The organism is bacterium, from assembly GCA_031082185.1.
In the GTDB taxonomy this organism is placed as follows: Bacteria; Sysuimicrobiota; Sysuimicrobiia; order Sysuimicrobiales; family Humicultoraceae; genus VGFA01.
On record JAVHLI010000007.1, the window covers coordinates 96,094 to 122,238 of the forward strand.

A 26,145-nucleotide genomic window follows, 5' to 3' on the forward strand; every position below is an offset into this window, starting at 1 on the left:
CGCGCCATCACCCCTTCGCCGGCCATCCAAGTGCCTGCTCTATCACGCGCGCGCAACCGAGCAGCGTGCCCTCGCGGAACCGGCCTGCAGCCAGTTGCACCGCCACGGGCAGCCCTTCGTCGGTGAGACCTGCCGGAAGGACGATCGCGGGAAGGCCTGCCAGGTTGTACAGCCGTGAGAACCTGCCCAGCATTCGGCGCACCTGGGGCCATGCGGCGCCCTGCGGGTCGGCATCTTCCAGACGAGGTGCGCCGGCGGGCAGTGCGGGCCCCAGCAGGAGATCCACCTCACCGAAAGCATCGGAGAGCTCGATCGTAACCCGCGACTGGACCTTCCGCGCCTCGGAAAGCATCTCTGCGGTGATCTCCTCACCCTGGTCCAGCAGGACGCGCACGTCCCGGCCGTAGCGCTCTCTCATCCCCGGATAGGCATCGCGGTGAAACGCGGCCGCTTCGGCAAGAAGCAGCGTTACCTGGGCCAGGTTGGCCTCCTCGGGAGCCCGCAGGCAAACCGGACGAACGGTGAAGCCGGCCTCTACGCACGCGCGGGCAGCGTCGTCCACCGCCCGGGATGCGGCAGGGTCGAGGTCCGACTCGAAGAACGGGCCTGCCAGCCGGCCCACGCGCAGGCCCGGCCGTGCCCGCGCCACCTGCTCGATATAGGCGTCCACCGGCACATCGCGCGAGGCAGGATCGGCCGGATCCATGCCTGCCATCACGCCTAGGAACAACGCCGCGTCCGTTACGCACCGTGCTATGGGACCTACGGTGTCAAACGATCCGGACAGCGGCAGAACGCCATGTCGGCTGATCCGGCCGAAGGTCGGCTTCAAGCCCACCACGCCGCAGAGGGCCGCGGGAATTCGTATCGAGCCGCCGGTATCGGTGCCGACCGCGCCGGCCGCCAGAGCGGCGGCCACGGCCGCGGCCGAACCTCCGCTCGACCCGCCCGCGACGCGATCGAGGCGCCAGGGATTGCGGGGGGTGCGGCCGTGCGGGTTGCGGCTGGTCATTCCCAGGGCGAACTCGTGCAGCGTCGTTGTGCCCAGCACGATCGCCCCCGCGGCCTCCAGCCGCCGCACCACGGTCGCGGTCGCGCGCGACGGCTCGCTCCCCAGGAACGACGAGCCCGCCGTGAGCGGCACACCCTCAATCTGAATCAGGTCCTTGACGGCAACCGGCACGCCGTGAAGCGGCCCGCGCCGGCGCCCTGAACGCGCCTCGGCGTCGCGGGTGACCGCTTCGGCTCGGGCGCGTCCGGCCAGGACGGTGACGTACGCCGCTACCTGCGGGTCTATGCTCGAGATCCGCTCCAGGTATGCTTCGACGGCACCGACCGCGGTGAGGCGCCCGTGGCGGATCCGCTCTGCCAGTGCCATCGCTGAGAGGCCGGTGGTCCCACTCATCGTTGATCCTTTCTTCGGACCGGCCCCTCTGTCCCTCTCCTGCCGGGGATAGGACTCGGGCGTGGCCCGCCTGCTGGGCGACACGATAACGCTGGCGGATCCTTCTGTGATTCAGGGCCTACGGGAGCGATACGAAGAGGACATCTAGGATTAGACGATCAGGTCGCCGGCGGGTCTGGCATCAGCATCCCGCGCAGCCGGTGTAGTGCCGAGGCCAGAATCCGGGAAACGTGTTTCTGGGACACGCCGATGCGTGCGGCGCACTCCGACTGCGTCAGATCGGTAAAGAAGATGTGGAAGACAACGACACGCTGGATCGGGTTGAGTATCTCCAGCGCTTCTATCAACATCATCCGGTCCTCCAGCGGCACCTCCAGCCAGGCCGCCTGCCGCCGTCCGGCCCTGTCCGCGTCCACCCTGGGCTGCCCGCCCTCGTCCTCCACGTCGAGCGAGATGGTTCGGACCACCTGACGCGTCTTGAGGATCTTGGTCAGCGATTCCGCGTCCATGGAGAGCATCTCGGCCAACCCGGTGAGGCCGGGGTAGCGGCCGTTCTCGCCGAGATGCTCGCCCACCGCCTGCTCGATCTGACCGTTGACCTGCTCCAGCCACCTGGGCCGGCGCAGCACCGACGCATGATCCCGCAGGTAGTGCCGGATCTCCCCACGGATGAAATGGCGCGCAAAGACCAGGAACGGCGTCCCCCTGGATGGATCGAAGTGCTCGATGGCGTTGAGCAACCCCAGGAACCCAACCTGTACCAGATCTTCTTCCTGACCGGGGTTCCGGTAGTCGGAGGCGATCCCGCGCACGAGGGGCTCGCACGCGCGCACCAACGCATCACGCGCCTCGGGGTCGTGCGTGTGAGCGTAGTGCCGCGCGGCGGTCTCCGGATCGTAACACGCGATCCCCGTCGGCATCCCACTGCACCTCAACCGCACCGCCTCACCCCCGCCGGTTGCGTTCTTTCAACGGATGAGGCGCGGATTCCTATTGGGCCGGCCGGACTCCCTCTAGGTCGAACGCGCTGTGCACCGCGCGCACGGCGTTCTGGATCTCCTCGGCGGAAACCACGCACGAGATCTTGATCTCCGAAGTACTGATCATCTGGATGTTGATGCCCGCCTCCGCCAGCGCGCCGAACACCCTCGCGGCCACACCAGGGTTGCTCGCCATACCTGCTCCCACGACGGATACCTTCGCCACCCCCTCGACGGCCACCACCTCCCCACCGCCGACCTCCAGCGCCACCCCTCGGGCGGTCTCCTCCGCGACCGGGGCGTCGGCCCTGGTCACCGTGAACGAAATGTCCGCCTTGCCGCCGCGGCTGGCAGCCTTGACGATCATGTCCACGTTGATCTGCCGGTCGGCCAGTGCCGAGAAGATACGGTGGGCGATGCCCGGGCTGTCAGGGACGTCGGTGATCGTGATGCGCGCGACGTCAACGTCGTGGGTCACTCCGGTCACCGTGCGAATGCGTTCCACGTCGGGAACCTCCTCAACAAGGGTGCCTGGCGCATCGCTCCAAGCCGAGCGCACGTGCATCCGCACGCGATATGCCTTAGCATACTCCACCGATCTGGCCTGCAGGACAACTGCTCCGCTGGAGGCCATCTCGAGCATCTCGTCGTACGACAGGCGGGCCAGTTGCCGGGCGTTGGGCTCGATCCTGGGATCGGCGGTGAACACGCCCGGGACATCGGTGTAGATCTCGCACTGGTCTGAGCCCAGGGCCGACGCCAGCGCAACCGCGGTGACATCGGACCCACCGCGTCCCAGGGTTGTGATCTCATCTTCGGGGGTAACCCCCTGGAACCCGGCCACGATGACGATGCGGCCCTGCGCCAGTTCGGCGTCTATGCGCCGCCGGTCCACATCTAGGATCCGGGCCTTGGTGTGCACGGCGTCGGTGACGATCCGCACCTGACCACCGGTCAGGGAGATCGCCTGCTCCCCAACCTCCTGGACCGCCATGCTCAGGAGCGCGATCGATATCTGCTCGCCCACCGCCATGAGCATGTCGAGTTCCCTCGCCGGCGGGTGCGAGGAGATCTCGCGGGCACGCGCGATCAACTCGTCGGTCATGTGGCCCGGCGCGGACACGACGACCACCACGTTCGAGCCCCCCCGGCGCGTCGAGGCCACGCGGGAGGCGACGTGGCGCAGGCGCTCGGCCGTCGCCACCGAACTGCCCCCGTACTTCTGCACGATCAGCCCCACGGCTCAGCCATCCCAATGACGTCGGGATCCTTCAACCCGTGGCCTGTCAGTACGCAGACAAGGTCGCCATCGGGCAACCCGGCTTCCGGAAGGTGCAGGGCACCCGCGGCCGCGGCGGCCGACGCGGGTTCGACGAAAACCCCTTCCGCCGCGAGCGCCCGCTGGGCTGAGAGGATCTCAGCATCGCTTACCTGCAGGAACCAGCCTCCTGAAACCTCCGCGGCCTCGACTGCCCCCTTCCAGCTCGCCGGGCGGCCGATGCGGATCGCCGACGCCACCGTCTCCGGCCGAGCCACGGGCGAACCGCGCACTAGGGGGTTCGCACCCTCGGCCTGCACCCCGATCATCAGGGGACGCGAGCTGATCCGCCCTGCCGCATGGTAGCGGAGGAAACCCATCCAGCACGCGGTGATGTTGCCGCCGTTCCCCACCGGAAGAACCATGGCCGCCGGCGCGCGGCCCAACGCGTCGCAGATCTCGTACGATGCCGTGGCCTGGCCTTCGAGTCGAAGCGGGTTGAGCGAGTTGACCAACGTGTATCCCTCTTCCGCGGCCAGCTTCACTGCCATGCCGAGGATCTCCTCGAACTCCCCCTCAACCGCCAGCACGCGCGCGCCGTGCGCGGCGGCCTGAACAAGCTTCCCCCGAGCCACTGCGCCGGCGGGCAGCAGGATGCTGCAGGAAAGACCTGCCCGGGCGGCATAGGCGGCGGCCGAGGCCGCGGTGTTGCCGGTAGAGGCGCAGATCACTCCACGGGCACCATCTTCGGCGGCCCGGCTCACGGCAACTGTCATGCCGCGGTCCTTGAACGAGCACGTTGGGTTGCTGCCTTCCAGTTTGAGCCACACCCGGCGCCCCAGGCGCCCTTCCAGCCACGGTGAGGGAACCAGGGGCGTGCCCCCTTCGTGCAGCGTGACCGGGGTGGCCATGGGCGGCAGGAACTCCCCGTACGCGGCGATGATTCCCTTCCAGGCAATGGGTGGTGCCACGGTGCCTCCCCCTGCGCGGTGCTGGCCACCGTATAGCAGACGTGCAATGGCGTGTCAAGGCGCGCGAAGACCAGCGTAGCCACGCCCGCCGAAAGCGACTACTCTAGTGGGGCGCGGAGACGGTGGGGTGCGGCATCCCCACCCGCGCATGGAGACCATCGGATGGGACGCCATCCATCACGGCGCCACGCATCACCCGAGGATGTTCCGGTCGGAGGCCGGATCCGCGAGCGCAGACGCGAACTCGGAATGACGCAGACACACCTTGCCGGCGATGTCTACACCAAGAGCTTCATCAGCCAGATGGAGAGCGGGCACGCGGACCCCTCTGTGGACACCCTGCGCTACCTGGGCCGCAGGCTACAGATGGCGCTGTCCAGCATGGCCGGAAGCGTCGCCGATCAGCATCTGGCCGCGGTGGAGGGCCTGCTGTCTTGGGCACAGGAGGCGCAGCAGGCCGGCAGGGCCGACGCCGCGCGCCGCGCGATCGAACTTTGCATTGAGGTCGCGACCGCCCATGAGTGGCACCGCCACCGCGCAGAGGCCTGTCTGCTCCTGGCAGAGGTTGAGATCGAGTCAGGGGCCGGCGATCGGGCGGCAGGGGCGCTGGAGCGGATTCCAGACCCATCCGTCCTGGCCGATCCCCGCGTTGCGATCCGGAAGGACCTGGCAGAAGGCCTGCTCGCCTTACGGAAGAACAACGTCTCCGAGGCCGTCGCGGCGTTCCGTCGGGCGATGCACCAATCACGCAGGTCGGCCCGGCACGATGACCTGACGGTCCGGGCGCTGGCAGGGCTCGGCGAGGCGCTCGCTCGGGCAGGCGACCACCGGCAGTCCCGGCGCAGGATCGAAGCCGCCGCGCGAATGGCAGCGCGGTCGCGCAGGTAGCGGTTCCGGCTACGGCTCTCCCGCCGCCAAACTCCGGACCGTGGCATCGGCCATGCGGGCAGCCTCGTATCCGGACAGGCGGAACTGGCGGGCGGTCTCAACGGCCAGCACGTAGATCTGAGCCATCTGGCCGGAGTTGATCTCGGGCGGCGCGTCCGGCTCCGACCGCTCCCCCTCCGGTCCTCCCTGCACGCCCCGCTCACCGGTCCGATCCGTGGATCGCAACCTCGCCAGCCACCGCTTGACGAACGCGCTGATCGCGCCCGCCGCTTCCTGCCTGAGCGTCTTCTTGATCTCGTTCACAATGAATGCCACGACCTCGCTGGCTACGGCCAGCGCGACCGGGGCAACCACCGCGGCCGCCCCGGCTGAATCGGACCCGCGCAGCGCAGCCTCGCGGGTCCGATCTTCCAGGGAGCCTCCGGCCTTGTCGAAGAACGCCTCCTGACAGGCAGAAAAGCCGGGCAATTCCTGGGGCGCGAGGACCTCCACCACGCTCCGCGCCAGACCGGCCACCATCTCCTGATGCGCTTGATCGCTCATCGCGACCCCCTTTCTCCTTTGGATGAGCGCACGCGGACCGTGCGCGTCGCAGCGTCCCAGGCAGGAGCCTGCCATCCCAACCTGGCACACAACTCGGAGATCTTCACGTAGCCGCGGTCGCCCCGCACGTTCGCAGCCAGATCACAATCCCCAGCCCCGGTGCGCAGGGTGGCGGCCCGGCCGTCAATCCGGAGGACCGCCCAGCCAAAGAGGTCGGCCAGCGGCCGCAGGGGGCACCACGACGCCCCGCCCTTGAGCAGTCCCTCATCCGAGACCGTGCGGCCGTCCACGATTACACGCACCGGAAGCAGCCGCTCCTTTCGCGCGGCGCCACCCAGGCTTTCCCCAACACTCACGCGGAAGGCCTCGCCGACTTCAACCGTGGGCCTCCGCGGGTCCCAGGGCAGCACCATGGGATCCCACTTGCCTCCCTGGGGCACGCTGAGCGCGGACTCGACCTCGCCGTGCCCCAGGACCGTCTCAAGAGCCACCGGTATGCGGTACCGTTCGCAGAGATCGGCTGCCACCGCTGCCATCACCTCGTACTGGGCGGCGCTCATCGGGTACCTCCCTGCCCGGAAGGGCCGCTGCATGGCGCCGGCCATGCCGCATGCGGCGATGCCGATGCTCCCTGCGTTCATCATTCGGGTGTGCCGGGCGTAGTCGTCACCGGCCGTACTCACGTTGTCCGATATCGCGTGGTCGCCCCGCACGAGCCGGCCGTCGGATTCGATCAGAACATGGTAGTGTTCCCGGTCGCCGGCTCCGGCGTGGTGCACTCCGCCCGTCCAGTGGGTAATGATGCGCTCCATGCGGCACTCGGGCATCCACGCGTCGGGCACGATTCGTGACATCAGGACTCTTCCCGAGGCCTCAGGGCCCCTGCCCGTCGAATCCGGCCTGCGACCTCCCTCCGGCGCGACTGGTCCTTGCCCTGCCGGAACTCGGCGATGTATCCCTCAAAGTCCCAAGATGAAAGGAACCGTTCGGACGCTGCCCGTCCGGACTCGTACAGGGCCAGGGCCCGGTGGCGCGGCAGGTTGAACTCCGTGCCTGTGATGCCCTGCGTCGGTATCGGGATCGTGCGCGCGAAATCGGCGCTCTCGATGTAGAGACGGTCGTGGGCCTCCAGCATGGTCTGAACGATGCTCTTGAGGTAGTCCACCACCCTACCGGCCGCGCCGCGGGCCGCCCTCTGCCTGGGCAGGCGTTCGGAAACCGGGGTCCTCGGATCGGGCTCCACCAGCAGCAGCCCGAAGGTAGGCCACGGCGGCTCATCGTCGGTGTCGAACAACCAGACAGGGAAGTTCGAGAGCATCCCGCCGTCCACGATCAGGTGCTCCTGCCCCGTTTGCGGGTTTCGGAACCGAACCGGTTCAAAGAAGATGGGAATGCTCATGCTCATCCGAACAGACAGCGATACATCGAAATCGTCCGGGCGTACGCCGAGCCGGTAAGCATCGCGTGGGAGCACCAACAGGCGGCGTTCGGTCAGGTCTGAGACGATCACCTGCACCCGGTAGCGGTACCGAAACTGATCCGCGAACTCGGGATGAATCAGATCGGAGAACGTGTGCACGCCCTTGGCCTCCAGCAGGCTGCGCGCAAACGCGAGGAACGCGTCGCCCTCGTAGATACCCTGGTCCAGAAGGATGCTCAGCGGCACCCCGACGATGGGTATGCGGTCTTCCCAAGCGGCATCCAGGAAGCTGCGGAAGTCGAGCTCCAGGATGATCTCGCGCAGTTCCGAGGCAGAGTACCCGGCGGCGTGCAGGACGGCGACAATGGCCCCGGCAGAGGCGCCGGCCACGTTCTGGGGCAGGAAGCCGCGCTCCTCGAGGACCGAGAGGGCGCCGACCAGCCCGATCCCCTTGACCCCGCCACCCTCGAAGACGAGATCCACACGCTGGCCGCGCGGTGGGCCTGTCTCATCCCCCTGCTCGGGCATCGCGCCCACCTCCGAAGCCGGCCGGGTGCACGTGATCTACAGGTGATCTAGCTGGAGGCGAGCGCGGCCTCCTGGGCGCGAAACGCGCGGGCGAAAAGCCGGGCCGCCTGCCCTTCCTCCCCGCGCTCGAGCGCGAGAAAGGCGTAGTCACGGCTGACCCGGGCGATCTCTCCCGCCGCCTGGAGACGCTCGAACTGCTCCAGCGCGAAGGCGTACCGGTGGGCGGCTTCGTCGAGACGGCCCTCACGATGACAGACCGCGGCCACCACCGCTTCGGCGCGAGCCGCCTCAGACGGATCCTGGAGCTTCACGGACAGGCGGATCGCTTCTTCTGCCTGGCCACGCGCCCCCTGTAGATCCCCGCGCAGCATAGCGGCCCGGGCGAGTTCAGTCAGTGTCTGCGCCCGCCCGGCGTCGTCGGCCAGATGAACGGCCAGGGTTAGGCTCTGCTGGAGAGCCTCTGTGCCCTCGCCGAGACGCCCGCGACTCACCAGCAGAATGCCCAGGCTGCGCTTGACCGTGCCCAGCAGATGGAGATTCTCTTGAGCCTCGAAGAACAGGGCGGCCCGCGCCAGGTGGTCGTGGGCCAGATCAAAGGCCTGCTGCCGCTCGTAGGCCACGCCTAGGTTGAAGTGGAGCAGCCCCAGCGCGCCCATATCGCCCAGAGGCTCGAGCCGTTCGAGGGCTGCCTGGTAGCAGTCGAGTGCCTGCGCGGGGAGGCCGAGTTCTGAGTAGGTCCGGCCGAGGTTGGCCAGTTGCCTGCCCTCAAACTCAGTGTCCACCGGGACGGCCGAGCGGATCGCGCTCAGGGCTTTGGAGAATGCATCTCGGGCGGCCGGGTAGTCGCGCTGCCGGAGGGATAGAAACCCTGTGGCGCTTGCCACGCGCGCGACGAGATCCGGCCGCCCGAGCGCGCCTGCAACAGTGCGCCCGCGTGCTAGGTGGAGTTCGGCCAGGTCAAACTGCCTCAGCCCGGTGAGCGCCTGGCCCAGTCCCATCTCAATGCGGAAGGCTATCTCCAACCCGGAATCCCGAGCCGACGCCCGTTCCGCCTCCTGGTATGCTTCCAGGGCTTCGGTGAAACTGTGTTGCCGCAACAGCGATGTGCCGAGTTCGAGCTTCAGGGCAACCTTCTTGCGCGGCGGTGGATCGGCATCGAGCAGATCGGCCAACGACACGTTCAACCGGCCGGCAAGTACCCGCAGCGTCTCGAGTGAAGGGCGAACCTTGTCGTGCTCGAGCATGCTGATGAAGCTTTCGGAAAGTTCGCCCGCTGCCAGCCGGCGCTGGGTCAGGCCACGGCTCTTACGGGCCTGGCGGACCTTCTCACCAAGCGTCACGATCTTCCCTCCGCTGTGGCTTTCGGCTATGCTGCGCCGAGCAGCTCACCGTCGCCGTGACCGGCCCAGCCACCGCTCAGCAGCTCGCCGTCGCCGTGACCGGCCCAGCCGCCGCTCAGCAACTCGCCATCACCGTGACCGGCCCAGCCACCGCTCAGCAACTCACCGTCGCCGTGACCGGCGGTGCACATCGGGGCAAACTGGACGGTAGCGGTAGCCACCATGACAAGCGAGATCGCGAAGGCAAGGGCGATGATCCTACGCATGTGACTCTCCTCCTTGGGCTTCCGACCGGGCAGGCTGTAGCGGGGTATGGCGGAAGGGTGCGTGTGAAGCTGGATGCCCGAAGTGGGGGTGTGTTCGACGCAGGCTACTGAAGTTCCTCCCAGGAAGCCAGAGAACCTCACCTGGGCTGAACCACTCCAGCCCCTGGGTACTGAAGTTCGCGGATCTATACAGACCGGCGGCCTACATTGGAGGATTCACGGCTGCGGATGGCTGAAGGAGGAGCCGAAGGTTCGGGTCGGGGGTGTCCCCTCTGGACCGACGGTGCCGGAGGACGTCGTGCCGGTTTCCACCCCCGACCCTTCAACTCCCACAAACCCAAAACGAGAGCCCGCGGTCGGACACCGCGGGCTCTCGCCGTCCTGGCGGCCGTCAGCAGCCCGGCTAGCCCACTATCCCGTGCGCGTACGGGCTGTGGATCAGCGCTCCTTCGGCGAATCGTGATGGTCGAAACGCGGTGAGGTCTATCTCGCCGTAGCGCCCGGTCACGATGAGGCCCGCCAGGGTCTCCCCTATTGCAGGACTCAACTTGAACCCGTGCCCGCTGAAGCCGGCGGCAATAAACAAACCAGCTATCTCGGTATCCGGGCCCAGCACCGGCTGCCAATCAGGGGTGACATCGTAGAGACTGGCGTACCCCCCCTTCACACCCACACCCTCAAAGGCCGGTATGCGGTGTTCCATCCGCCTTGCCATTCCTTCAATGAACTCGAAATCGGCTCCCTCGTTGAACGCGTCGGCAGACACCTCTTCGTCAGGGTACTCTTCCACCGACCCGCCATGGAACTGGCATCCAACGTCGGGACGCAGGTAGAAACCCGTCCCCAGGTCCACGAGCACGAAGCCGAGTGGTGCTACCGACTCCGGTCCCTCGAACAGCACCACCTGGTGGCGCGTGGTGCGGACCGGCAGGTCAATCCCCAGCGGGGTCAGCAGCCCGCGCGCCCACGGCCCTGCGGCAACGAGAACGGCCCCGGCCGTGATCCGACCGCTCGGGGTGTCCACCCCTGTGACCCGCGAGCCCTCGACCACCAGGCGGACGGCCGGCATGTTCTCCCGCACCTCTGCACCGTGCCGCCGCGCCGCCGCGGCGAACGCGGTGGCGGTAGCGTACCCGTCGGCATACCCGGAGTCGGGCTCGAAAGCCCCTGCGCCCACATCGTCGGTGCGCAGACGAGCGTCGAGGTCGGCGATGGCTCTGCAATCCAACACGGTCGTGTCTCCACCGAGAGAGCGCTGCAACCGTACGTTCGCCTCCACGGTCGCCTCCTGCCCGGGCGGTGCCAATAGCAGAAATCCGGTCTTCTTGAAGTCGGCGCTCCCGCCAACGACGGCGTCGAAGTTCGCGAACACCTCGCGGCTGCGCAGCGCCAGTTGGACCAGGGGCGCATAGGAGTAGTGCATTCGAACGATGCCGCTGGAGCGACCCGTAGGCCCGCCGCCCACGGTGCCCCGATCGAGAAGCACCACTTTCTGCCCATGGCGTGAGGCCAACCAGAATGCTGCGCTCGCGCCTGTGCAGCCTCCGCCCACCACGATCACATCGGCTACTGCCATCATGAGCCTCCTGTTCCGCGGGGAGGGGAGTCGTTCAGCGGTGGAGAAACCGCGACCATGATCCCGAGAAGCCTCCGCGGCTATCTCTTCGATATGGACGGCGTGCTCTACCGGGGCAGGCGCGTGCTCCCCGGGGCGCGCGCGCTGCTGGCGGCACTCGATCGGAAGGGCATCCCCTTCGCGCTTGTGACCAACAACAGCACCCGGACCCCGCGCCAGTACACAAGGTTCCTGGCGACGATGGGAATGCGCGTGCCGGCCAAGCGCATCGTTACCTCTTCGGTGGGAACCGCGGCCTACCTGCGCGCCGCGCTGCCGCCCGGATCCCGCGTGCTGGTCGTCGGCGAACCGCCGTTCCGGCATCTGGTGGTCAGGGCGGGATTCACCGTGGCATGGGAGGACGTCTCGGCCGTAGTCGTTGGGCTGGATAGGCGCCTAACCTACGCGAAGCTCGCGCGGGCGACCGCGGCGATCGCCCGGGGCGCGGCGTTCATCGCCTCGAACGCCGACCCGATGCTGCCGACCGAGCACGGCGCGCTTCCGGGCGCCGGCGCGCTGGTGGCCGCGGTGGCGCATGCAACCGGCCGCACGCCGATCGTGATCGGCAAACCCGACCCCCGGCTGCTTCACGAAGCGATGGCCCGGATTGGGACGCGCCCTGAGCAGACCGCGATGGTCGGCGACCAGCTCGGCACCGACATAGCGGCGGGCCGCGCCGCAGGGCTTTTCACGATCCTGGTGCTCACCGGGGTGACGACGAACCGGTCTCCAACTGACTGCGACCCCCGCCCAGACCTAACCGTGCGCGACCTGAACGATCTCCGGCGCTGGATGGCCGGTGAGAGCCTTCGGCCGGACTAACGCCCCATTCCGCTGACGGCCAGCGGCTGGATCAGAACGCTCACGCGATCCTCGGGCCCTCCGCCGTACTGATAGGAGTACGGCTTCCCTGTGTAGCGCACCGAGAGCCGGTCGATGTCGCGGGCGCCGTTCTCGACGTCGAGGCGAACGACCCTGCCCTGGACCTGCACGTAGCGGTACATGTTCTTAGGGTCAACAACGGTCAAAGCCACGTGCGGTCGGGTCTCGAGGTTGCGTAGTTTCACCCTGCCCCTGCTGGTGTTGATCAGGATCTGGTCGGCTTCCAGCACGAACCAGACCGGCGTGGCCTGCGGGCGGCCCCCTGGGGAAGCTGTAGCGAGCACCGCGGGATTGGGCTCGCCGAGAAAGGCGCGTGTCGCCTCATCGAGTCGCATGGACATGGGATCCTCCTCTGCCTTGGATTCCTACAACCTAACGCTGCGGACCGCGGGCCGATTCCCCGACGGCGTCCGGGAAGGCAGGATAGCCCCCTTGATCGCCGAACCTAGAAGTTTATGAGCCAGCAGACCATCACACGGGCCGCAATCCTGGGCCTCGGCATCTATGTCCCGCCGCGGATCCTGACCAACGCCGATCTGGAGAAGATCGTCGAAACCAGCGACGAGTGGATCGTCACGCGGACCGGCATCCGGACGCGCCGGATAGTTGAAGGTGACCAGGCCGCGTCCGACCTGGCCGTGCCCGCGGCCGAAGCCGCGCTGCGCGACGCGGGGATCTCCGCGGCGGATCTGGACCTGATCATCTGCGGGACCACGACCCCCGACATGATCTTCCCTGCCACCGCGTGCATCGTCCAAGAGCGGATCGGCGCCGCACGGGCCGGGGCGTTCGACCTGTTGGCCGCCTGCTCCAGCTTCGTCTACGGTGTGGTCACCGCCACGCAGATGATCGAAGCCGGGCTAGTAAGACACGTGCTCGTCCTGGGCGCCGAGGTGCTGACCCGGCTCGCGGATTGGAGCGACCGCACCACCAGCGTGCTAATCGGCGACGGCGCGGGAGCCGTCGTGATGGGACCCTCCTCTGAGGGCGGCGGTGTGCTTTCCACGGTCGTCGGCTCAGACGGCTCCGCGGCCGACATCCTCAAGCTACCGTCGGGCGGCAGTCGCGTGCCCATGACCGAAGAGGTCGTCGCCAAAGGTCTCCACCGCGCCCGCATGGATGGACAGTCGGTGTTCAAGCTGGCGGTACGGATCGTGCCCGAGGCCATACGTGAGGTCGTCCGGAAGGCGGGGTTCTCGCTGGACGACATCTCTCTGGTTGTACCGCACCAGGCCAACCTGCGCATTACCGAGGCAGTGGCCCGCGCGACCGGCCTTCCCATGGAGCGGTTCGTCAGCACCATCGAGTCGTACGGCAACACCTCCTCGGCGTCGGTGCCCATCTCGCTCTGGGAGGCACGGTCCGACGGCCGCATCAAGGACGGCGATCACCTCGTGCTGATCGGCTTCGGCGGCGGCTTCACCTGGGCCGCCTGCGTGCTTACCTGGGGACGGTAGGACGGCGGCGGCCGCCGTCCTGAAGGCGTAGAGTGCCGGCGGCCGCCACGAGGTAGACCGCCGCGGCTCCCAGAAACGGTCCGGACTGGACGATGCCATACATGGTTCCTGCCCACAGCGGCCCCACTGCACGGCCCAAGCTGTCAAACGACGTCTGCATCCCCAGCGAAGTGCCGTAGCCCAGTCGGGTGGTGCGGGAGTTGAGCGCGGCCAGCGAGGGCCGAAGGAACGCCATCGCAAGCGAGGTCATGCAGACGGTTACGGTGATCGCGGCCACCGATCCGGCCAGCGCCACCATCACGAACCCCGCTGCGCCGGCGACAAATCCGGCGCGGATGGTGCGGACCTCTCCCCACCTCCGCGTCACAGGCCCCACGGCGATGCCCTGCGCCACAACCGATCCCAGCCCCAGAGCGGTGAACATCACTCCGACGTCCGAAGGTGTCCCGCCCGCCCTGTCAATCGCGTAGTAACCGAGCATCGAGAACAGGCTCGATCCCCCCAATGTCGTGGCAAGGGCCATCAGATAGAGAGGGAGTTCCGAGCTCCGCAGCGCCTGCGCCAGCGCTCCGGTGCCAAGGCGCGCAGCGGCCGCGCGCCTGGCATCGGCGGGTGGTTCACCCACCAGCCGAACAACCAGAGGCACGGCCAGCGCCGAAGTGGCAGCAGCCACATAGAAAGGAACGAGTGGCCCGACCAGCGCCAGAATCCCGCCGGCCGCCGGCCCCACTAGGAAGCCCAGCCCAAATCCCGCGCCCATCCTGCCCATCACGGCGCTGCGCTCCTCCGGCGTGCTGAGGTCCGCTGCGATGGCCTGCGCCGATGGCAACACGGAGGCCGAGATGAGTCCTCCGACAACGCGCGCGGCCAGCAGCATTTCGTAGGATTGGGCAAGCGCCATGCCCAGGAACGCGACGGTGTAACCGAGCAGGCCGACAACCAGCACCGGCTTCCTGCCGATCCGGTCGGCGGCCAACCCCCAGAACGGTGAGGCCGCGAATTGAGCGACCGCCCATGCCGTGACGAGCAGTCCCATCTGCAGCGGCGAGGCGCCGAACCGCCTCGCTAGGAAGGGCAGGATCGGCATGACGATGCCGAAGCCCACCATTACCAGGAAGACCGTCGCAAGCAGCATCCAGGTCTGGCGGCTGGCGGATGTGGTGCCGGCAGGAGACATCACCCGGGTATTCCGTGCGGGCGCGCCGCTCTCCCCCCTGAGCAGGGCGGCCATCACCGTGCGGCGACGGTAAGGCGGCACAACCTGCGACGTTGAACGCGAGAGGGCGGGGGGTGTCCCCGCCCTCTCGCTCATTCCCCGCTGGAGTCCCGGGGCTACGGCGCCTTGTAGCTCACCAGCTCCGACCAGCCGCTGATCTGGGTGTCGCCGCGGTAGCCCTTCCGCTCGCTCCGCACCGCGCCGACACCCGGCGCGTACCAGGTGTAGGCCGTGATCTCGGTGTCCTCACCGGCCGTAACCGTCTGGAGCTTCCAGGCCTTGTAGGTACCTGCGGCTACCTTGACTGTTTCCTCACCGATCCACTTCGAGGTGATCTTCATCTCGAACGCGGAGTCCGCCGGGCTCCACGACCACGTCTGCCCTGCCTTCGGCGGCAGCTTCATCAGCGGACGCGCGGGTTTGCTCAGGGTCAGCCCTCCCCTAGGCGAGGTCCACTCAATGATTAGGATCTCGGCGGCGGTAACTTGGTAGCAGGTGCGGTCGATCCGCTCGCGGCCACGCTCGACCGCCTTGCGCTCGGCCACAACGCACCGGACGGTCCCGACGGTCTTGGGACCCACAACCTTTGTGACGGACTCGGTCCCCTCATCGCTCTTGCGCGTCCATACCGCGCCGGCAACGAGCGGGAAGAGCGACGGGGCAGGCCCCGCCGCGACCTGCGCCACCGGCGGCACGGCAACCGCCACCACGAGAACGACAAGCAATGCCCTGTAGACCGTTACAAAGACTGTTTCCATGAGTACCTCCTGCATGATGCGGTCTCTGTGTTCGACCCTCCAGGGCCGTCTGGCGTTTACCTGTTCGTCGCCGCGTGCTGCGCACCTCCGGACATCCTCGAAACAACTCCGGCCGCCCCGGAGCTACGGCTCTACCGGGCCTCGGGCGGGGCAACGACCGCCAGCGCAGGGACCGCCAGGTACCTCTGCGCGGCGCGCAGCACCTCGGCGGCGGTTACGCGGCCGATCTCATCGGAAAAGCGCTCGTCGTAGTCAAACCCGACCCCCAGGATCTCGTACCACCCAAGATAGAACGCCTGGGCCTCCAGTTCCTCGCGGGCCAGGGCATAGCGGCCGATGATTCCCCGCTTGGCCCGCTCCAGCTCGTCAGCCGGAGGTGCCTCGGCGCGGAGCCGCTCCACCTCGCGCAGCATGGCCGCGGTTACGACCGACAGCGTCGAGGGATCGGTCCCGGCGCTCAGGCGGATGTGGCCCGGGCCTGACCGTACCAGGAAAGCGGAGCCGACCTGGTAGGCCAACCCGCGCCTGTCCCTGATCTCCGTGAACAGACGCGACGACATCCCCTCACCCAGGATGGCGTTGAGCACGCGTAGCGCGGCGAAGTCGCGATGCCCCGCAGCCACACCCAGGTATCCCACGGCAATCCAGGCGGCTGCGGCCGGCCGGGTCTCCCGCACCTCCAGCGGCGAGGCGAGGGGCGGCACCAGGGCTCGCTCCACCAGGCGCAGCCAGCGGATGCGGCGCGGCAGAGGCCCTGCGCGTATCCCGCCGAACGCCCTCCCCGCTTTCTCGAGCGCCTGGGCCTCGGTGGTACCTCCGGCTACGACGAGAACGGTGTTGGATGCAGTGAAGTGGGCCTGGTAGAACTCAACGAGCTGCTCACGGGTGAGCGCTGCAACCGTCTCAGGAGTCCCCAAGATGGGCTGGGCGTAGGGGTGAAAAGGATACAGGGCGGCGCCCAGGAGATCCACCGCGCGCTGCAGCGGCTGGTCGGCGTTCTGCCGGATCCTAGATAGACTCACCCCGCGCTGGGTCTCCACGTCCTGGTGATCGAACCGGGCATTGGTCAGCAAATCGGCAATCAGATCCATTCCCAGATCAAGGTGGCGGCCCGGTGTCACCGCGTACAGCGAGGTGAAGTCGGCGCCGGTCCCGCCTCCCAGCAGGCCGCCGATCCCTTCGATCGTCTGGGCAATCTGGTCCGCGGAGCGCCGGTGCGTCCCGCGAACCAGCATGCTGCGCACGAAGAAGGTGATCCCGCTCTGCGCCGACTCCTCCAGGCGGGAGCCGGCTCGGACCAGGGCCTCCACGACGACCAGGTCGCTAGCAGGGTTGGGCTTGACTATGACCGTCAGCCCACCCTCCAGCACGTGGCGTGAGGCGGCGGCCGACCGGGAGATGGCCGCCGCACCGGCCGTGGGGCCTGAGGCGGCCAGGAGAGAGACGAGCAGCGCTATGGCGAGGAGACGCACGGCCCGCCTCACCTTCCAGCGGGCCGGATAACGGCGACCGCGTACCGGCGCGGGTCAAACAGACGGCGCGCTACCCGCTGCACGTCGTCACCGGTGACCTGGCGGATGCGGGCCAGATAGGTAGATGCGAACTCCGGGTCGGCGATGGTGGCGTAGAAACCCAGCGTGTACGCCTGACCGCGGGTAGTATGCGTACCGTAGACGTGCTCGCCTTCCAGCAGATTCCGCGCGCGCACCAGCTCGACCTCGGTGATCCCCTGGTCGGCGACCGCGGTCAGTTCGGTCAGGATCGCGGCCTCGGCACGCTCCACGTGCGCCGGCTCGGTGACCGCGGAGACAACGAACAGGTAGGGATCCTCGGTGGTCAGGAACGAGACGCCGATGCTTTGCGCCAGGCGGGCGCGCTCCACGACCTGCTGGCGCAGCCGCGCGCCCAGCCCCCGCCCCATCGCGTATGCCAGAACGTCGGTCGCGTGCACGTCACGGTCGCGTACCATCGGACCCGGGAACCCAATTGCCAGGTAGGCGACACGGACGTCCTGCTCGGCCACCAGGCGGCGCACGCCCTCCATCGGTGGCTCCACCGGAGCCGGCAGACGCAGGACCGGGGGGCCGCCAAACCCTGCATAGGCACGCCTCACGCCGGCCAGGGCCTGGGCGGTCCGGACGTTCCCTACCACAACCACCGTCATGTTGTCCGGCACGTAGTAGGTTCGGTAGAACCGCAGCAGCGTCTCCCGCGGCATCCGCTCGATCGCTGCGCGCGTGCCCAGCACCGACCGTCGGTAGGGATGCACGGTGAACGCCAGGCCTCGCAGTAGTTCCAGGGCGCGCGTCGCCGGGAAGTTGTCGCGACGGCTAATCTCCTCAAGCACCACCCTACGCTCACGCTCTAGTTCGGAGGGGTCGAGCATCGAGTGCATGATGGCATCGGACTGCAGTTCGAGCATCTGATCGAAGTACCGGCCGGGCGCCACCACGTGGTAGTAGGTCCAGTCCAGCGAGGTGCCGGCGTTCAGGACGCCGCCGACTCCCTCGACCTCGCGGTCCATCTCGCCGGCCCGCCGCTTCGCGGTGCCCTTGAAGAGCATGTGCTCGAGGAAGTGGGCCGCGCCGTTCGTCGCGTCGTCCTCGTCCTTCGACCCGACCCGAACCCATGTGTGCAGCGCCACCATGTCCGCCGCGCGGTGTTCCTGAACGATCACCGTCAGCCCGTTATCAAGCACGGCGCGCACTGCGCCGCCGGACGGCCGCCCCTGGGCGGCCCCGGGCAGGGGGCTGAGGCCCGCGGGCACCAGCGCACCCAGCATCCCAGCCAGCAGCACGGCTACTCGTACCGGACGGCTCTTGAACACCCGGCCTCCCCCCATACGGCTTCCTCCATGCAGATTGTTCTCAAGCATTCGCCCGCCAAGAAGGAATCCCCCTTCGGGGTGCCAATATAACTGTTCCGTAAGGCGATGCTGCACTGCCGTCAAGCGAAGTCTTTGGGCGGCAATGAAGGAAAGGTGGGTAGGGCATGCCGGTCGGATCAGTCAAGTGGTTCAGCGCGGAGAAGGGCTATGGTTTCATCACTCCCGACGAGGGCGGCAAGGATGTCTTCGTCCATTATTCAGCGATTCAGGCCGATGGCTACAGGAGCCTCAGCGAGGGCCAGAAGGTAGAGTACGAGGTCGTGACGGGCCAGAAGGGTCCCCAGGCCTCCAACGTCAAGCCCATAGGCTAGTCAACCGGGACCGCGGAGCGGTCTCTCTGCCCTTGTGGGTCTTGGGGGAGCACCCGGAACAGATGCCTTCCGGCCGCACGATACTGGTTGTTGACGACGAGGCGTCCGTCCGTGACGTCGTTTCGCGGTATCTGGCGCGGGAGGGCTTCGCGGTCGAGGTTGCCGAGGACGGCGTTGCCGCGCTCGCCCTGGCCCGGCGGGTGCACCCAGACCTGATCGTCCTGGACATCATGCTACCGGGCATGGACGGGTTGGAGGTGCTCCGACGGTTGAGGGAGTGGTCGGACGCCTACGTGCTGCTGCTCACCGCGCGGTCCGACGAGACCGACAAGGTCGTGGGACTGGGCGTGGGCGGCGACGACTACCTGACCAAGCCGTTCAGTCCCCGAGAACTGGTCGCGCGCGTCAAGGCGCTCCTGCGCCGAAGTCGAGGTGGCGAGAAGCAGCCCGTACCGCTGACCTTCAGGCGCCTGCGGATAGACCCGGGCCAGCGCGGGGTATGGAAAGACGGGAACCCCGTGGCGCTGACCACGCTGGAGTTCGACCTGCTGCAGGCCATGGCCGGAGCGCCTCGCCTGGTGTTCACACGCCCGCAGATCATCGAACGGGTCTGGGGATCCGATTTCTTCGGCGACGAGCGAGTGGTGGACGTCCACATCAAGGAACTGCGCAAGAAGCTGGAGGACGATCCGGGCCGACCCGTGTTCATCACCACGGTACGGGGCGTCGGCTACCGGTTCGAGGCGGAGTAGGCGCAATGCGGCGGTCACTGGGAGTCCAGGTATTCGTCTCGTACCTAATCGTTCTGGTCGTGGGCCTGGTGGTGCTGACGGCGGCACTGAGCTTCCTTGGTTCGCGACATGTACCCCGCAGCCTGGAGGGCGGCGGACCACGATATGGAGGTCCCCCAGCCACCAACATCGAACGGGTTCTACGTACCGGCGTCGCCGATGCCCTGGTTATCGCGGGCGTCGCGGCAATCGTAGCTGCCGGCGCCCTCAGCATCTACGTGACCAGGCGGATTGTGCTGCCGGTGCAGGCCCTTGCCACTGCCAGCCAGCGCCTGGCCGCGGGTCACTACGACGAGCGGGTGCCGGTTCAGAGCACGGACGATATGGGTGCCCTCGCGGACAGCTTCAACACCATGGCCGGGGCCCTGGAGCAGACTGAGACCAGGCGGAGGGCCCTCCTTGCCGACGTGGCCCACGAGCTTCGAACACCGCTCTCCGGCATCAAGGGATACATGGAGGGGCTGGCCGACGGCGTGCTCGAAGCCGGGCCCGAGACCTATGCCCGGGTCGCCGTGGAGGTTGACCGCCTGCAGCATCTGGTGACCGACCTGGAGGAGCTCTCGCGGCTGGACGCGGGGGTGCTTCATCTGGTTCGGCGGGCGGTGTCCGTCCGTCAGATCGTGGACGCGGCCGTGGAGCGCCTGCGCCTGCAGGCCGATGACCAGGGACTTGTTCTGGAGGTGGCCGTGCCCGAGCCGCTACCTGCAGTGATCGTGGACGTTAACCGCATACAGCAGGTGCTGCAGAACCTGATCGGCAACGCCATCCAGTACACGCCGCCGCCGGGTCGCATCACGGTAAGCGCGCACTCCGAGGGATCGCGGATCCGGATAGACGTGGAAGACACCGGATTGGGCATCGCCGCCGAGCACCTGGCGCACGTCTTCGAACGGTTCTATCGCGTGGACAGGTCGCGCGCCCGCAGCGGAGGTGGCAGCGGCCTCGGCCTCACGATCGCCCGCTACCTTGTGGAGGCCCACGGCGGAAGCATCCGGGCGGCCAGCCCCGGCCCCGGACGCGGCTGCACCTTCTCCTTCACCCTTCCTACCGCCGGCTAGGTTCTCGGCAGGCGAAGGGGCGCGGGCGGAGAATACTACCTGCCAGCCCCGGGCGGGCACTCAAGCGCGAAGGCGGGTGAGCACCTTGAACGCAGCCCACGCCGAACGGACCACCCAGAACCAGGTCAAGAAGCGCGGCGTCTTGCTCGCCGGCGCCGGGCTGGCGTTCCTGCAACTGGTTGTGCTGATCCTGTTCAAGATGGATATCTTGCCGCTCGACATCCCCCGATGGGCGATGGCCTTCACAGTCACGATCGTCGTGCAGATATCGCTGTGGCTGATTCCCCACTTCGGCTGGGACACGCGCCTGCGGTGGGATAGGCATTATGTCTGCCTGCCGATGGCAGCCGCGGCCGGTCTCCTGATCCTGTACACATTCACCGAGCCCGAGGCCCGGATGATCTTCCTGATGGCGTGGATGGCCGCGCTGCTCTTCGTGGCCGGGCGGATAGGATTCTGGGGTGTTGTTGTTCTGAGCAGCATCATGGCCGCGGGGTACATGGCCGGCGTAGCCCGCTACGCCAGCGGCCTGGCGGTTCCCCTGCCCGCCATGGACGTAGCGTTGGTCGGGGTGTTCCTTATCATCAACGTTTTTGCCGCCGTGGTCTTCGAGCGGCTGCGCCGCCAGAGGGACGAACGTGCGGCCATCCAGCGTGAACGCCTGAGGGCCGAAGAAGCCGCGCGGTCCGGTGCAGAGCGGTACCAGAGGTTGTTCGACGGCATCCCGATCGGCCTCTACTCAACTACCCCATCGGGTGAGTTCGTAACCGCGAACCACGCGCTGGCGCAGATTCTGGGATATCCGAGCAGTGAAGCCCTCTTGTCCGCGAAGGTGCCCGATGTCTATGCCGACGGAGAGGACCGGCAGCGATGGCTGGCCCTGATGGAACGCGAGGGCGTGGTGCGAGGGATCGAGCTCAAACTGCGCCACAGGGACGGACAGATCATCTGGGTGCGGGACCACGCGCGCGCCGTGCGCGACAGCGACGGCCGGGTGCTTTCTTTCGAGGGCTCGCTGGAGGACATCACCGCGCGCAGGGAGGCCGAAGAGGCCCTGCGGCAGGCCAACGACAAGCTCAAGGTGTGGGTAGACAACCTCGAGCGCCGGACGAGCGAAATCTCCGTGCTGGGCAAGATGGGCGAGCTCCTGCAGGCCTGTTCGAACATGGTCGAGGCACATTCGGTCATCGCCCATTCCGCGCAGAAGCTGTTTCCCGGTGAGCCGGGGGCGCTGTGCATGCAGAGCGCGTCGCGCAACTTCGTCGAGGTGGTGGCCTCCTGGGGCGAGGAGCCTTCCACGCAGCCGGTCTTCTCGCCGGACGATTGTTGGGCGCTGCGGAGAGGCCGCGCCCACATTGTGGAGGATACAGGAGAGGGCCCAAACTGCAGGCACCTTACCAGTCCCCTGCCGCAGGGATACCTCTGCCTCCCCCTTGTCGCCCACGGCGAGGCAATGGGACTGCTCTGCCTGACCCGCCCAGGCACCGCCGAAAGCGCTCTCCCGCCGCTGCCGGAGACCAGGAGGATGGTTGCCTCAACGATGGGAGAGCAGTCTGCCCTGGCGCTGGCAAATCTCAGGATGCGGGAAACGCTCCGCAGCCAGTCGGTCCGCGATCCGCTCACCGGATTGTTCAACCGCCGGTACATGGAGGAGACGCTCGAAAGGGAGATCCGGCGGGCCGAGCGCGGCGGGCGGCCGCTGAGCGTGATGATGCTCGACCTCGATCATTTCAAGCAGTTCAACGATACGTTCGGCCACAGCGCCGGAGACGCCCTGCTGCGTGAGCTGGGCACCATGCTGCGCGCCAACCTGCGCGCAGGCGACATCGCCTGCCGCTTCGGAGGCGAGGAGTTCGTCCTGATCCTGCCTGAGGCAGCGCTGGACTGCGCCCGGACGCGCGCCGAGCAGTTCCGGGAGGCCGCCAAGCACTTACACGTCTCCCACCTGGGCGAGTCGCTGGGCCCGGTGACCGTCTCCCTGGGCGTGGCGGCGTTTCCCGAACACGGCACGGGTGGGGAGGCCCTGCTCGAAGCCGCGGATGCGGCGCTCTACCGCGCGAAGTCAGAGGGGCGCGACCGCGTCGTCGTGGCCGCTGCCCCTGCCTGAGCTAGGCGCGGCCAGAATCCGCACATCCACTGCGACGGCCCCCTGACCATCAGGCAGGACCCGCAACGGGTTGATCTCGATCTCGACAAGGTCCGGGAAGTCGGTGGCCAGCTGCCCCAGGCGCAGCACCACCTCAATCACCGCACCGCGATCGGCCGGCGGTAGGCTCCTGTAACCGCACAACCTCCGGCCGGCCCATGTGCTGGCCAGCAGCGCGTCGGCGTCCGGCCTCGACAGCGGGGCCAGGGCAAAGGCGGTGTCGCCCAGCCCCTCCACCTCCACCCCACCGGAGCCAAACATCATCAGCGGGCCGAACTGAGGATCCGCCAGCGCGCCAACGATCACGTCTTGTCCCGATGGGAGCATCCGCTGCACGAGCGCGCCCTCGATTCTCGCCTCGGGCCGGGCCGACCGCACCCTCGCCAGCATCGCCGCGAAGCCGCCGGCCACCGCGGCGGCGTCCGCGAGATCGAGCATCACCCCGCCGACGTCGGACTTGTGTGTGATCTCAGGGGATGCAACCTTCAGCGCCACCGGAAAACCCATCTGGCAGGCCAGGGCAGCGGCTTCACCACCGGTCCGGGCCAGCTCGATCCGCGGGACCGGGATTCCGTATGCGGTCAGCACGCGGCCGGCATCGTCAGGAGCGAGCCAGATGCCAGCAGCGCCGGTGGCGCTCGCGGCGCCGGTATCTGTGCCGTCGGCCAGGGCGCGCCGGATTACCTCACGCACTACCTCCGGACGCACATCCCCGAAGACCGCGGGCGGCTGCTCACAACGGCCCAGCGCCTCGGCGCGTCCGGCGAGTGCAGCCAGGGCCGACGCCGCGCTCTCGGGCGATCGGCAGTCAGGGATGCGCGCAGCGCGGAGCCGTTCGGCGGAGTCGCGCATCGAGTCCCCACCCATCAGAACGACCATCACCGGCTTGGCGAAATTCGCCTCTACCTGAACGAGCGCCTCTGCCACAGACCCGGCCGGGTGCATCGGTGGCGGCGGGAGCATTACCAGCACGCCGTGCACACCGGGATCACCGAGCAGGAGGCGCAGGCAGGCCGCGTACATCTCCGGGGAAGCTGAGGCCAGTATATCCACGGGATTGCTCACGCTGGCGGAGGCAGGCAGCAGGCCTTGCAGCGCGGAGCGCGTGGCCTCGTTCAGTTCAGCCAGAGACAGACCGCATGCTTCCAGGGCGTCGGCGGCCATCACCCCTGGGCCGCCCGCGTTGGTGAGCACCGCCATCGCGCGCCCCGTGGGCAGGGGACACCACTCCAGGGCGCGAGCCCAATCCAGCATCTCCTCGATGGTGCCTGCGCGGATCACCCCTGCGCGGTGGAACGCCGCGTCGTAGGCGGTATCCTGCCCTGCCAGCGCGCCGGTGTGCGAGACCGCGGCCCGCCGCCCTCCTGCGGACCGTCCTGCCTTCAGGGCGATGATGGGCTTCCATCGCGCGATCCGGCGGGATTGCTCAACGAACCGCCGGCCGTCGGAGCACCCCTCCAGGAAGAGCGTCACAACCCGCGTGTCCGGGTCCTCTGCCACCAGGGGCAACAGTTCAGTCTCGGTAACGTCGGACTGGTTGCCCATGCTGACCATCCGCGAGATCCCGAGACCCAGCGCTCGCGCCTGCTCCGCCACGACCGCGCACATCGCGCCCGAGTGCGAAATGAAAGCGACGCTGCCGGGAAGCGGGCGCGGCGGTTGCAGGAACGTGGTATCCAGCGGCAGGTGCGTATCCAGCACGCCGATGCAGTTGGGGCCCAGCAGGCGGACCCCGGACTCGCGGGCAATGCGCACGCACTCCGCCTCCAGGGCCGTGCCCTCCGGGCCTGCCTCACGGAAGCCACCCGAGGTTACGATTGCGGTCCGTATCCCGCGCAACGCGCACGCCCGCAGCGCCTCGGGAACCGCCGGCGCCGGGACGATCAGGATCGCCAGGTCCGCAGGGTCCGGCACCAGGGCAACCTCCGCGTAAACAGGGCGATCGAAAAGGCGCCCTCCCCTGGGATTGACCAGGTGGATCGCTCCCCGGTACCCGCTCGCCACCAGGTTGCGGGCCACCCCGTGGCCCAGCTTGTAAGGGTCGTGTGAGGCGCCGATGATGACGACGCCGTTCGGGCTGAAGAAGGGCAGGAGAGACGGATCCATGGTGTGGGCTAAACGAGTTCAGCCACGGCCCGTGCGAGCACGGTGCGCGCGAGCAGAACAGGGCGGCGGGCCAGCCTCCTTACCGCCTGCTTCAGCGCCACCGTGTAGCCCAGGCAGTCCAGTACGACAATGTCCACGTTCGCGTCCGCGAATGCCGCGCAGGCCCTGTTCAGGTCGTCGCCATCGCCCGCATTGTAGGGCGAGAAAGGCAGCACGACCACCTCCGAGGCCACATCGCGCCACCTACGCTCCTGGTCGGCGATCTGGTGCGCCGACGGCGTCAGCACGCCGATCCGGCCGCCCGGTGCGACCGCCCGGGCCAGTTGGAAGAGCAGGTGCTCAGGGTAGAGGATCAGCCGCCGAGTCGCAAATGGCGGGAAGGTTCCCGTGCAGAGCATCACGATCAGGTCGGCTTGGTCCTGCACTTGGTCGAGACAGGCCTGCACGCGCGGCAGGATCCGCTGCCTGCTGACCAGCACCTCGCGACCGTCGCGCAGCCGCGTGACCAGGGTGTGGTCGTAGGGAGCAGGGCGGTGCGCCGCGATCTCGTCGTCGCTCAGGCCGTCCAGTGCGCCGGCTTCGATCACCCGGACACCCGCTCCGAGCAGGGGCATGATCTCATCGAAAATGTCGGGGCGCGGGCTCTGCCCAATCGTGACCGCGGCCACGACGCCCGTGCTAGAAGACATGGCGCACGACCTCCTTTCCGACGGTGCGCTCCACGTCCATGAACAGATCGGGATCCCGCATACCCGCGCCCAGGATCAGGCGCTGCCGTGGGACCACCAGAACGGCCACGCGCATCCCCGCCGCCACCTCGGCCGTGGCCAGCGGCGTACCGTCATCGGGGTGCATGGTGGTTATCAGATCGGGGAAGGTGGCCCTGCGTTCCCCGTCGGTCTCCAGGGTCATGTACTCGTTCCAGAAGGTCAGCTCGTGCAGGCCGCGCCCACCACGTATAGAAACCGTTCCCACATCGTATCCGCCCGCGACCTCTAGCCGCACGCTCTCGACCGTGCCCTCATCCACAACCTGTCCACCCAGGGCCTCGGCAGCGGCCTCCACAACGGCCTCACCCCCGCGGGGATGCGCAGCCAGCATGGCTTCGCCCGTGGCGATCGCCTGCCGGATCGCGCCGGGCGCGGCATGGTCGCGGACATACGAGAGCGGCACAGGGTCGCGCGCCACCGCCACCGTACCGCCTGCCTCGATGGAAGCGGTGCGGATCAAGAACGCCGCCCGCCTGATCGCTCCAGCAGCGTAGACCTCTATGTAGCGCCCGGCAGCAGGGTTGCCGCCGGCGGCAACCTGGTGGGATG

25 protein-coding genes are annotated in these 26,145 nt (G+C 67.9%); 7 read left to right on the forward strand and 18 right to left on the reverse strand.

The window, feature by feature from the left end:
- Positions 1–7: 7 nt before the first annotated feature.
- From RDU83_08510 to thrC, 4 genes are all read right to left on the reverse strand, one after another.
- On the reverse strand, positions 8–1,405 hold the full coding sequence (locus RDU83_08510; GenBank protein ID MDQ7841052.1) for an amidase: 1,398 nt from the start codon (positions 1,403–1,405) through the stop codon (positions 8–10).
- Between the two features lie 158 nt (positions 1,406–1,563).
- Entirely contained in the window at positions 1,564–2,325 is a 762-nt protein-coding gene (locus RDU83_08515; GenBank protein MDQ7841053.1) for a sigma-70 family RNA polymerase sigma factor, read from the reverse strand.
- A 70-nt stretch (positions 2,326–2,395) separates the two neighbouring features.
- On the reverse strand, positions 2,396–3,625 hold the full coding sequence (locus tag RDU83_08520) for an aspartate kinase (GenBank protein ID MDQ7841054.1): 1,230 nt from the start codon (positions 3,623–3,625) through the stop codon (positions 2,396–2,398).
- A complete protein-coding gene (gene thrC, locus RDU83_08525; GenBank protein ID MDQ7841055.1) occupies positions 3,616–4,614 on the reverse strand; it encodes a threonine synthase in 999 nt (332 codons plus the stop codon). The genes RDU83_08520 and thrC overlap by 10 nt, the downstream gene beginning before the upstream one ends.
- 162 nt (positions 4,615–4,776) lie before the next feature.
- On the opposite strand from thrC, the gene RDU83_08530 reads away from it, so the two are divergent.
- Positions 4,777–5,502, forward strand: coding sequence for a helix-turn-helix domain-containing protein (locus RDU83_08530; protein ID MDQ7841056.1), 726 nt, complete (start codon positions 4,777–4,779; stop codon positions 5,500–5,502).
- A 9-nt stretch (positions 5,503–5,511) separates the two neighbouring features.
- Here RDU83_08530 and RDU83_08535 read toward each other — a convergent pair whose 3' ends face one another.
- The 6 genes from RDU83_08535 to RDU83_08560 all read right to left on the reverse strand — a co-directional run bounded on the left by RDU83_08535 (position 5,512) and on the right by RDU83_08560 (position 11,175).
- A complete protein-coding gene (locus RDU83_08535; GenBank protein MDQ7841057.1) occupies positions 5,512–6,045 on the reverse strand; it encodes a hypothetical protein in 534 nt (177 codons plus the stop codon).
- Complete coding sequence (locus tag RDU83_08540; protein ID MDQ7841058.1) at positions 6,042–6,899, reverse strand: N-acetylmuramoyl-L-alanine amidase; 858 nt, start codon at positions 6,897–6,899, stop codon at positions 6,042–6,044. Before RDU83_08540 ends, RDU83_08535 begins: the two co-directional genes overlap by 4 nt.
- Entirely contained in the window at positions 6,899–7,993 is a 1,095-nt protein-coding gene (locus RDU83_08545; GenBank protein ID MDQ7841059.1) for a patatin-like phospholipase family protein, read from the reverse strand. Before RDU83_08545 ends, RDU83_08540 begins: the two co-directional genes overlap by 1 nt.
- A gap of 47 nt (positions 7,994–8,040) precedes the next feature.
- Entirely contained in the window at positions 8,041–9,333 is a 1,293-nt protein-coding gene (locus tag RDU83_08550) for a tetratricopeptide repeat protein (protein MDQ7841060.1), read from the reverse strand.
- Between the two features lie 26 nt (positions 9,334–9,359).
- Entirely contained in the window at positions 9,360–9,599 is a 240-nt protein-coding gene (locus RDU83_08555) for a hypothetical protein (protein ID MDQ7841061.1), read from the reverse strand.
- A 403-nt stretch (positions 9,600–10,002) separates the two neighbouring features.
- Positions 10,003–11,175 carry an FAD-binding oxidoreductase gene (locus tag RDU83_08560; GenBank protein MDQ7841062.1) on the reverse strand — a complete coding sequence of 391 codons (1,173 nt, stop codon included), beginning with the start codon at positions 11,173–11,175 and terminating at the stop codon, positions 10,003–10,005.
- A 57-nt stretch (positions 11,176–11,232) separates the two neighbouring features.
- On the opposite strand from RDU83_08560, the gene RDU83_08565 reads away from it, so the two are divergent.
- The gene (locus RDU83_08565; protein MDQ7841063.1) at positions 11,233–12,036 is read left to right on the forward strand and encodes an HAD-IIA family hydrolase; all 804 of its coding nucleotides are present in this window, start codon (positions 11,233–11,235) and stop codon (positions 12,034–12,036) included.
- Here RDU83_08565 and RDU83_08570 read toward each other — a convergent pair.
- Positions 12,033–12,437, reverse strand: coding sequence for a PPOX class F420-dependent oxidoreductase (locus RDU83_08570; protein ID MDQ7841064.1), 405 nt, complete (start codon positions 12,435–12,437; stop codon positions 12,033–12,035). The two genes, RDU83_08565 and RDU83_08570, sit on opposite strands and share 4 nt — an antisense overlap.
- A gap of 114 nt (positions 12,438–12,551) precedes the next feature.
- On the opposite strand from RDU83_08570, the gene RDU83_08575 reads away from it, so the two are divergent.
- Positions 12,552–13,553 carry a beta-ketoacyl-ACP synthase III gene (locus RDU83_08575; GenBank protein ID MDQ7841065.1) on the forward strand — a complete coding sequence of 334 codons (1,002 nt, stop codon included), beginning with the start codon at positions 12,552–12,554 and terminating at the stop codon, positions 13,551–13,553.
- On the opposite strand, the gene RDU83_08580 is transcribed toward RDU83_08575, so the two are convergent.
- From RDU83_08580 to RDU83_08595, 4 genes are all read right to left on the reverse strand, one after another.
- Positions 13,537–14,811 carry an MFS transporter gene (locus tag RDU83_08580; GenBank protein MDQ7841066.1) on the reverse strand — a complete coding sequence of 425 codons (1,275 nt, stop codon included), beginning with the start codon at positions 14,809–14,811 and terminating at the stop codon, positions 13,537–13,539. The genes RDU83_08575 and RDU83_08580 overlap by 17 nt on opposite strands.
- Before the next feature lie 74 nt (positions 14,812–14,885).
- Complete coding sequence (locus RDU83_08585; protein MDQ7841067.1) at positions 14,886–15,527, reverse strand: hypothetical protein; 642 nt, start codon at positions 15,525–15,527, stop codon at positions 14,886–14,888.
- A gap of 131 nt (positions 15,528–15,658) precedes the next feature.
- Entirely contained in the window at positions 15,659–16,999 is a 1,341-nt protein-coding gene (locus RDU83_08590; GenBank protein MDQ7841068.1) for a pitrilysin family protein, read from the reverse strand.
- A gap of 8 nt (positions 17,000–17,007) precedes the next feature.
- Entirely contained in the window at positions 17,008–18,369 is a 1,362-nt protein-coding gene (locus tag RDU83_08595; GenBank protein ID MDQ7841069.1) for a pitrilysin family protein, read from the reverse strand.
- Positions 18,370–18,518: 149 nt separating this feature from the next.
- Between RDU83_08595 and RDU83_08600 the strand changes: the two genes are divergently transcribed.
- From RDU83_08600 to RDU83_08615, 4 genes are all read left to right on the forward strand, one after another.
- Complete coding sequence (locus tag RDU83_08600; protein ID MDQ7841070.1) at positions 18,519–18,725, forward strand: cold-shock protein; 207 nt, start codon at positions 18,519–18,521, stop codon at positions 18,723–18,725.
- A gap of 62 nt (positions 18,726–18,787) precedes the next feature.
- The gene (locus RDU83_08605; protein ID MDQ7841071.1) at positions 18,788–19,477 is read left to right on the forward strand and encodes a response regulator transcription factor; all 690 of its coding nucleotides are present in this window, start codon (positions 18,788–18,790) and stop codon (positions 19,475–19,477) included.
- Positions 19,478–19,482: 5 nt separating this feature from the next.
- The gene (locus RDU83_08610; GenBank protein MDQ7841072.1) at positions 19,483–20,574 is read left to right on the forward strand and encodes an ATP-binding protein; all 1,092 of its coding nucleotides are present in this window, start codon (positions 19,483–19,485) and stop codon (positions 20,572–20,574) included.
- Between the two features lie 85 nt (positions 20,575–20,659).
- Positions 20,660–22,681, forward strand: a complete 2,022-nt coding sequence (locus RDU83_08615) for a diguanylate cyclase (GenBank protein ID MDQ7841073.1) — start codon at positions 20,660–20,662, stop codon at positions 22,679–22,681.
- Here RDU83_08615 and RDU83_08620 read toward each other — a convergent pair.
- The 3 genes from RDU83_08620 to RDU83_08630 form a co-directional block, all read right to left on the reverse strand.
- Positions 22,637–24,826 (reverse strand): acetate--CoA ligase family protein, encoded by a 2,190-nt coding sequence (locus tag RDU83_08620; protein MDQ7841074.1) that lies wholly within the window; start codon positions 24,824–24,826, stop codon positions 22,637–22,639. The genes RDU83_08615 and RDU83_08620 overlap by 45 nt on opposite strands.
- Positions 24,827–24,834: 8 nt before the next feature.
- Entirely contained in the window at positions 24,835–25,515 is a 681-nt protein-coding gene (locus tag RDU83_08625; GenBank protein ID MDQ7841075.1) for an AroM family protein, read from the reverse strand.
- Positions 25,505–26,145, reverse strand: a 641-nt coding sequence (locus RDU83_08630; protein MDQ7841076.1) for a DUF917 family protein, incomplete at its 5' end; no start/stop codon positions are given. The genes RDU83_08625 and RDU83_08630, both read right to left, overlap by 11 nt.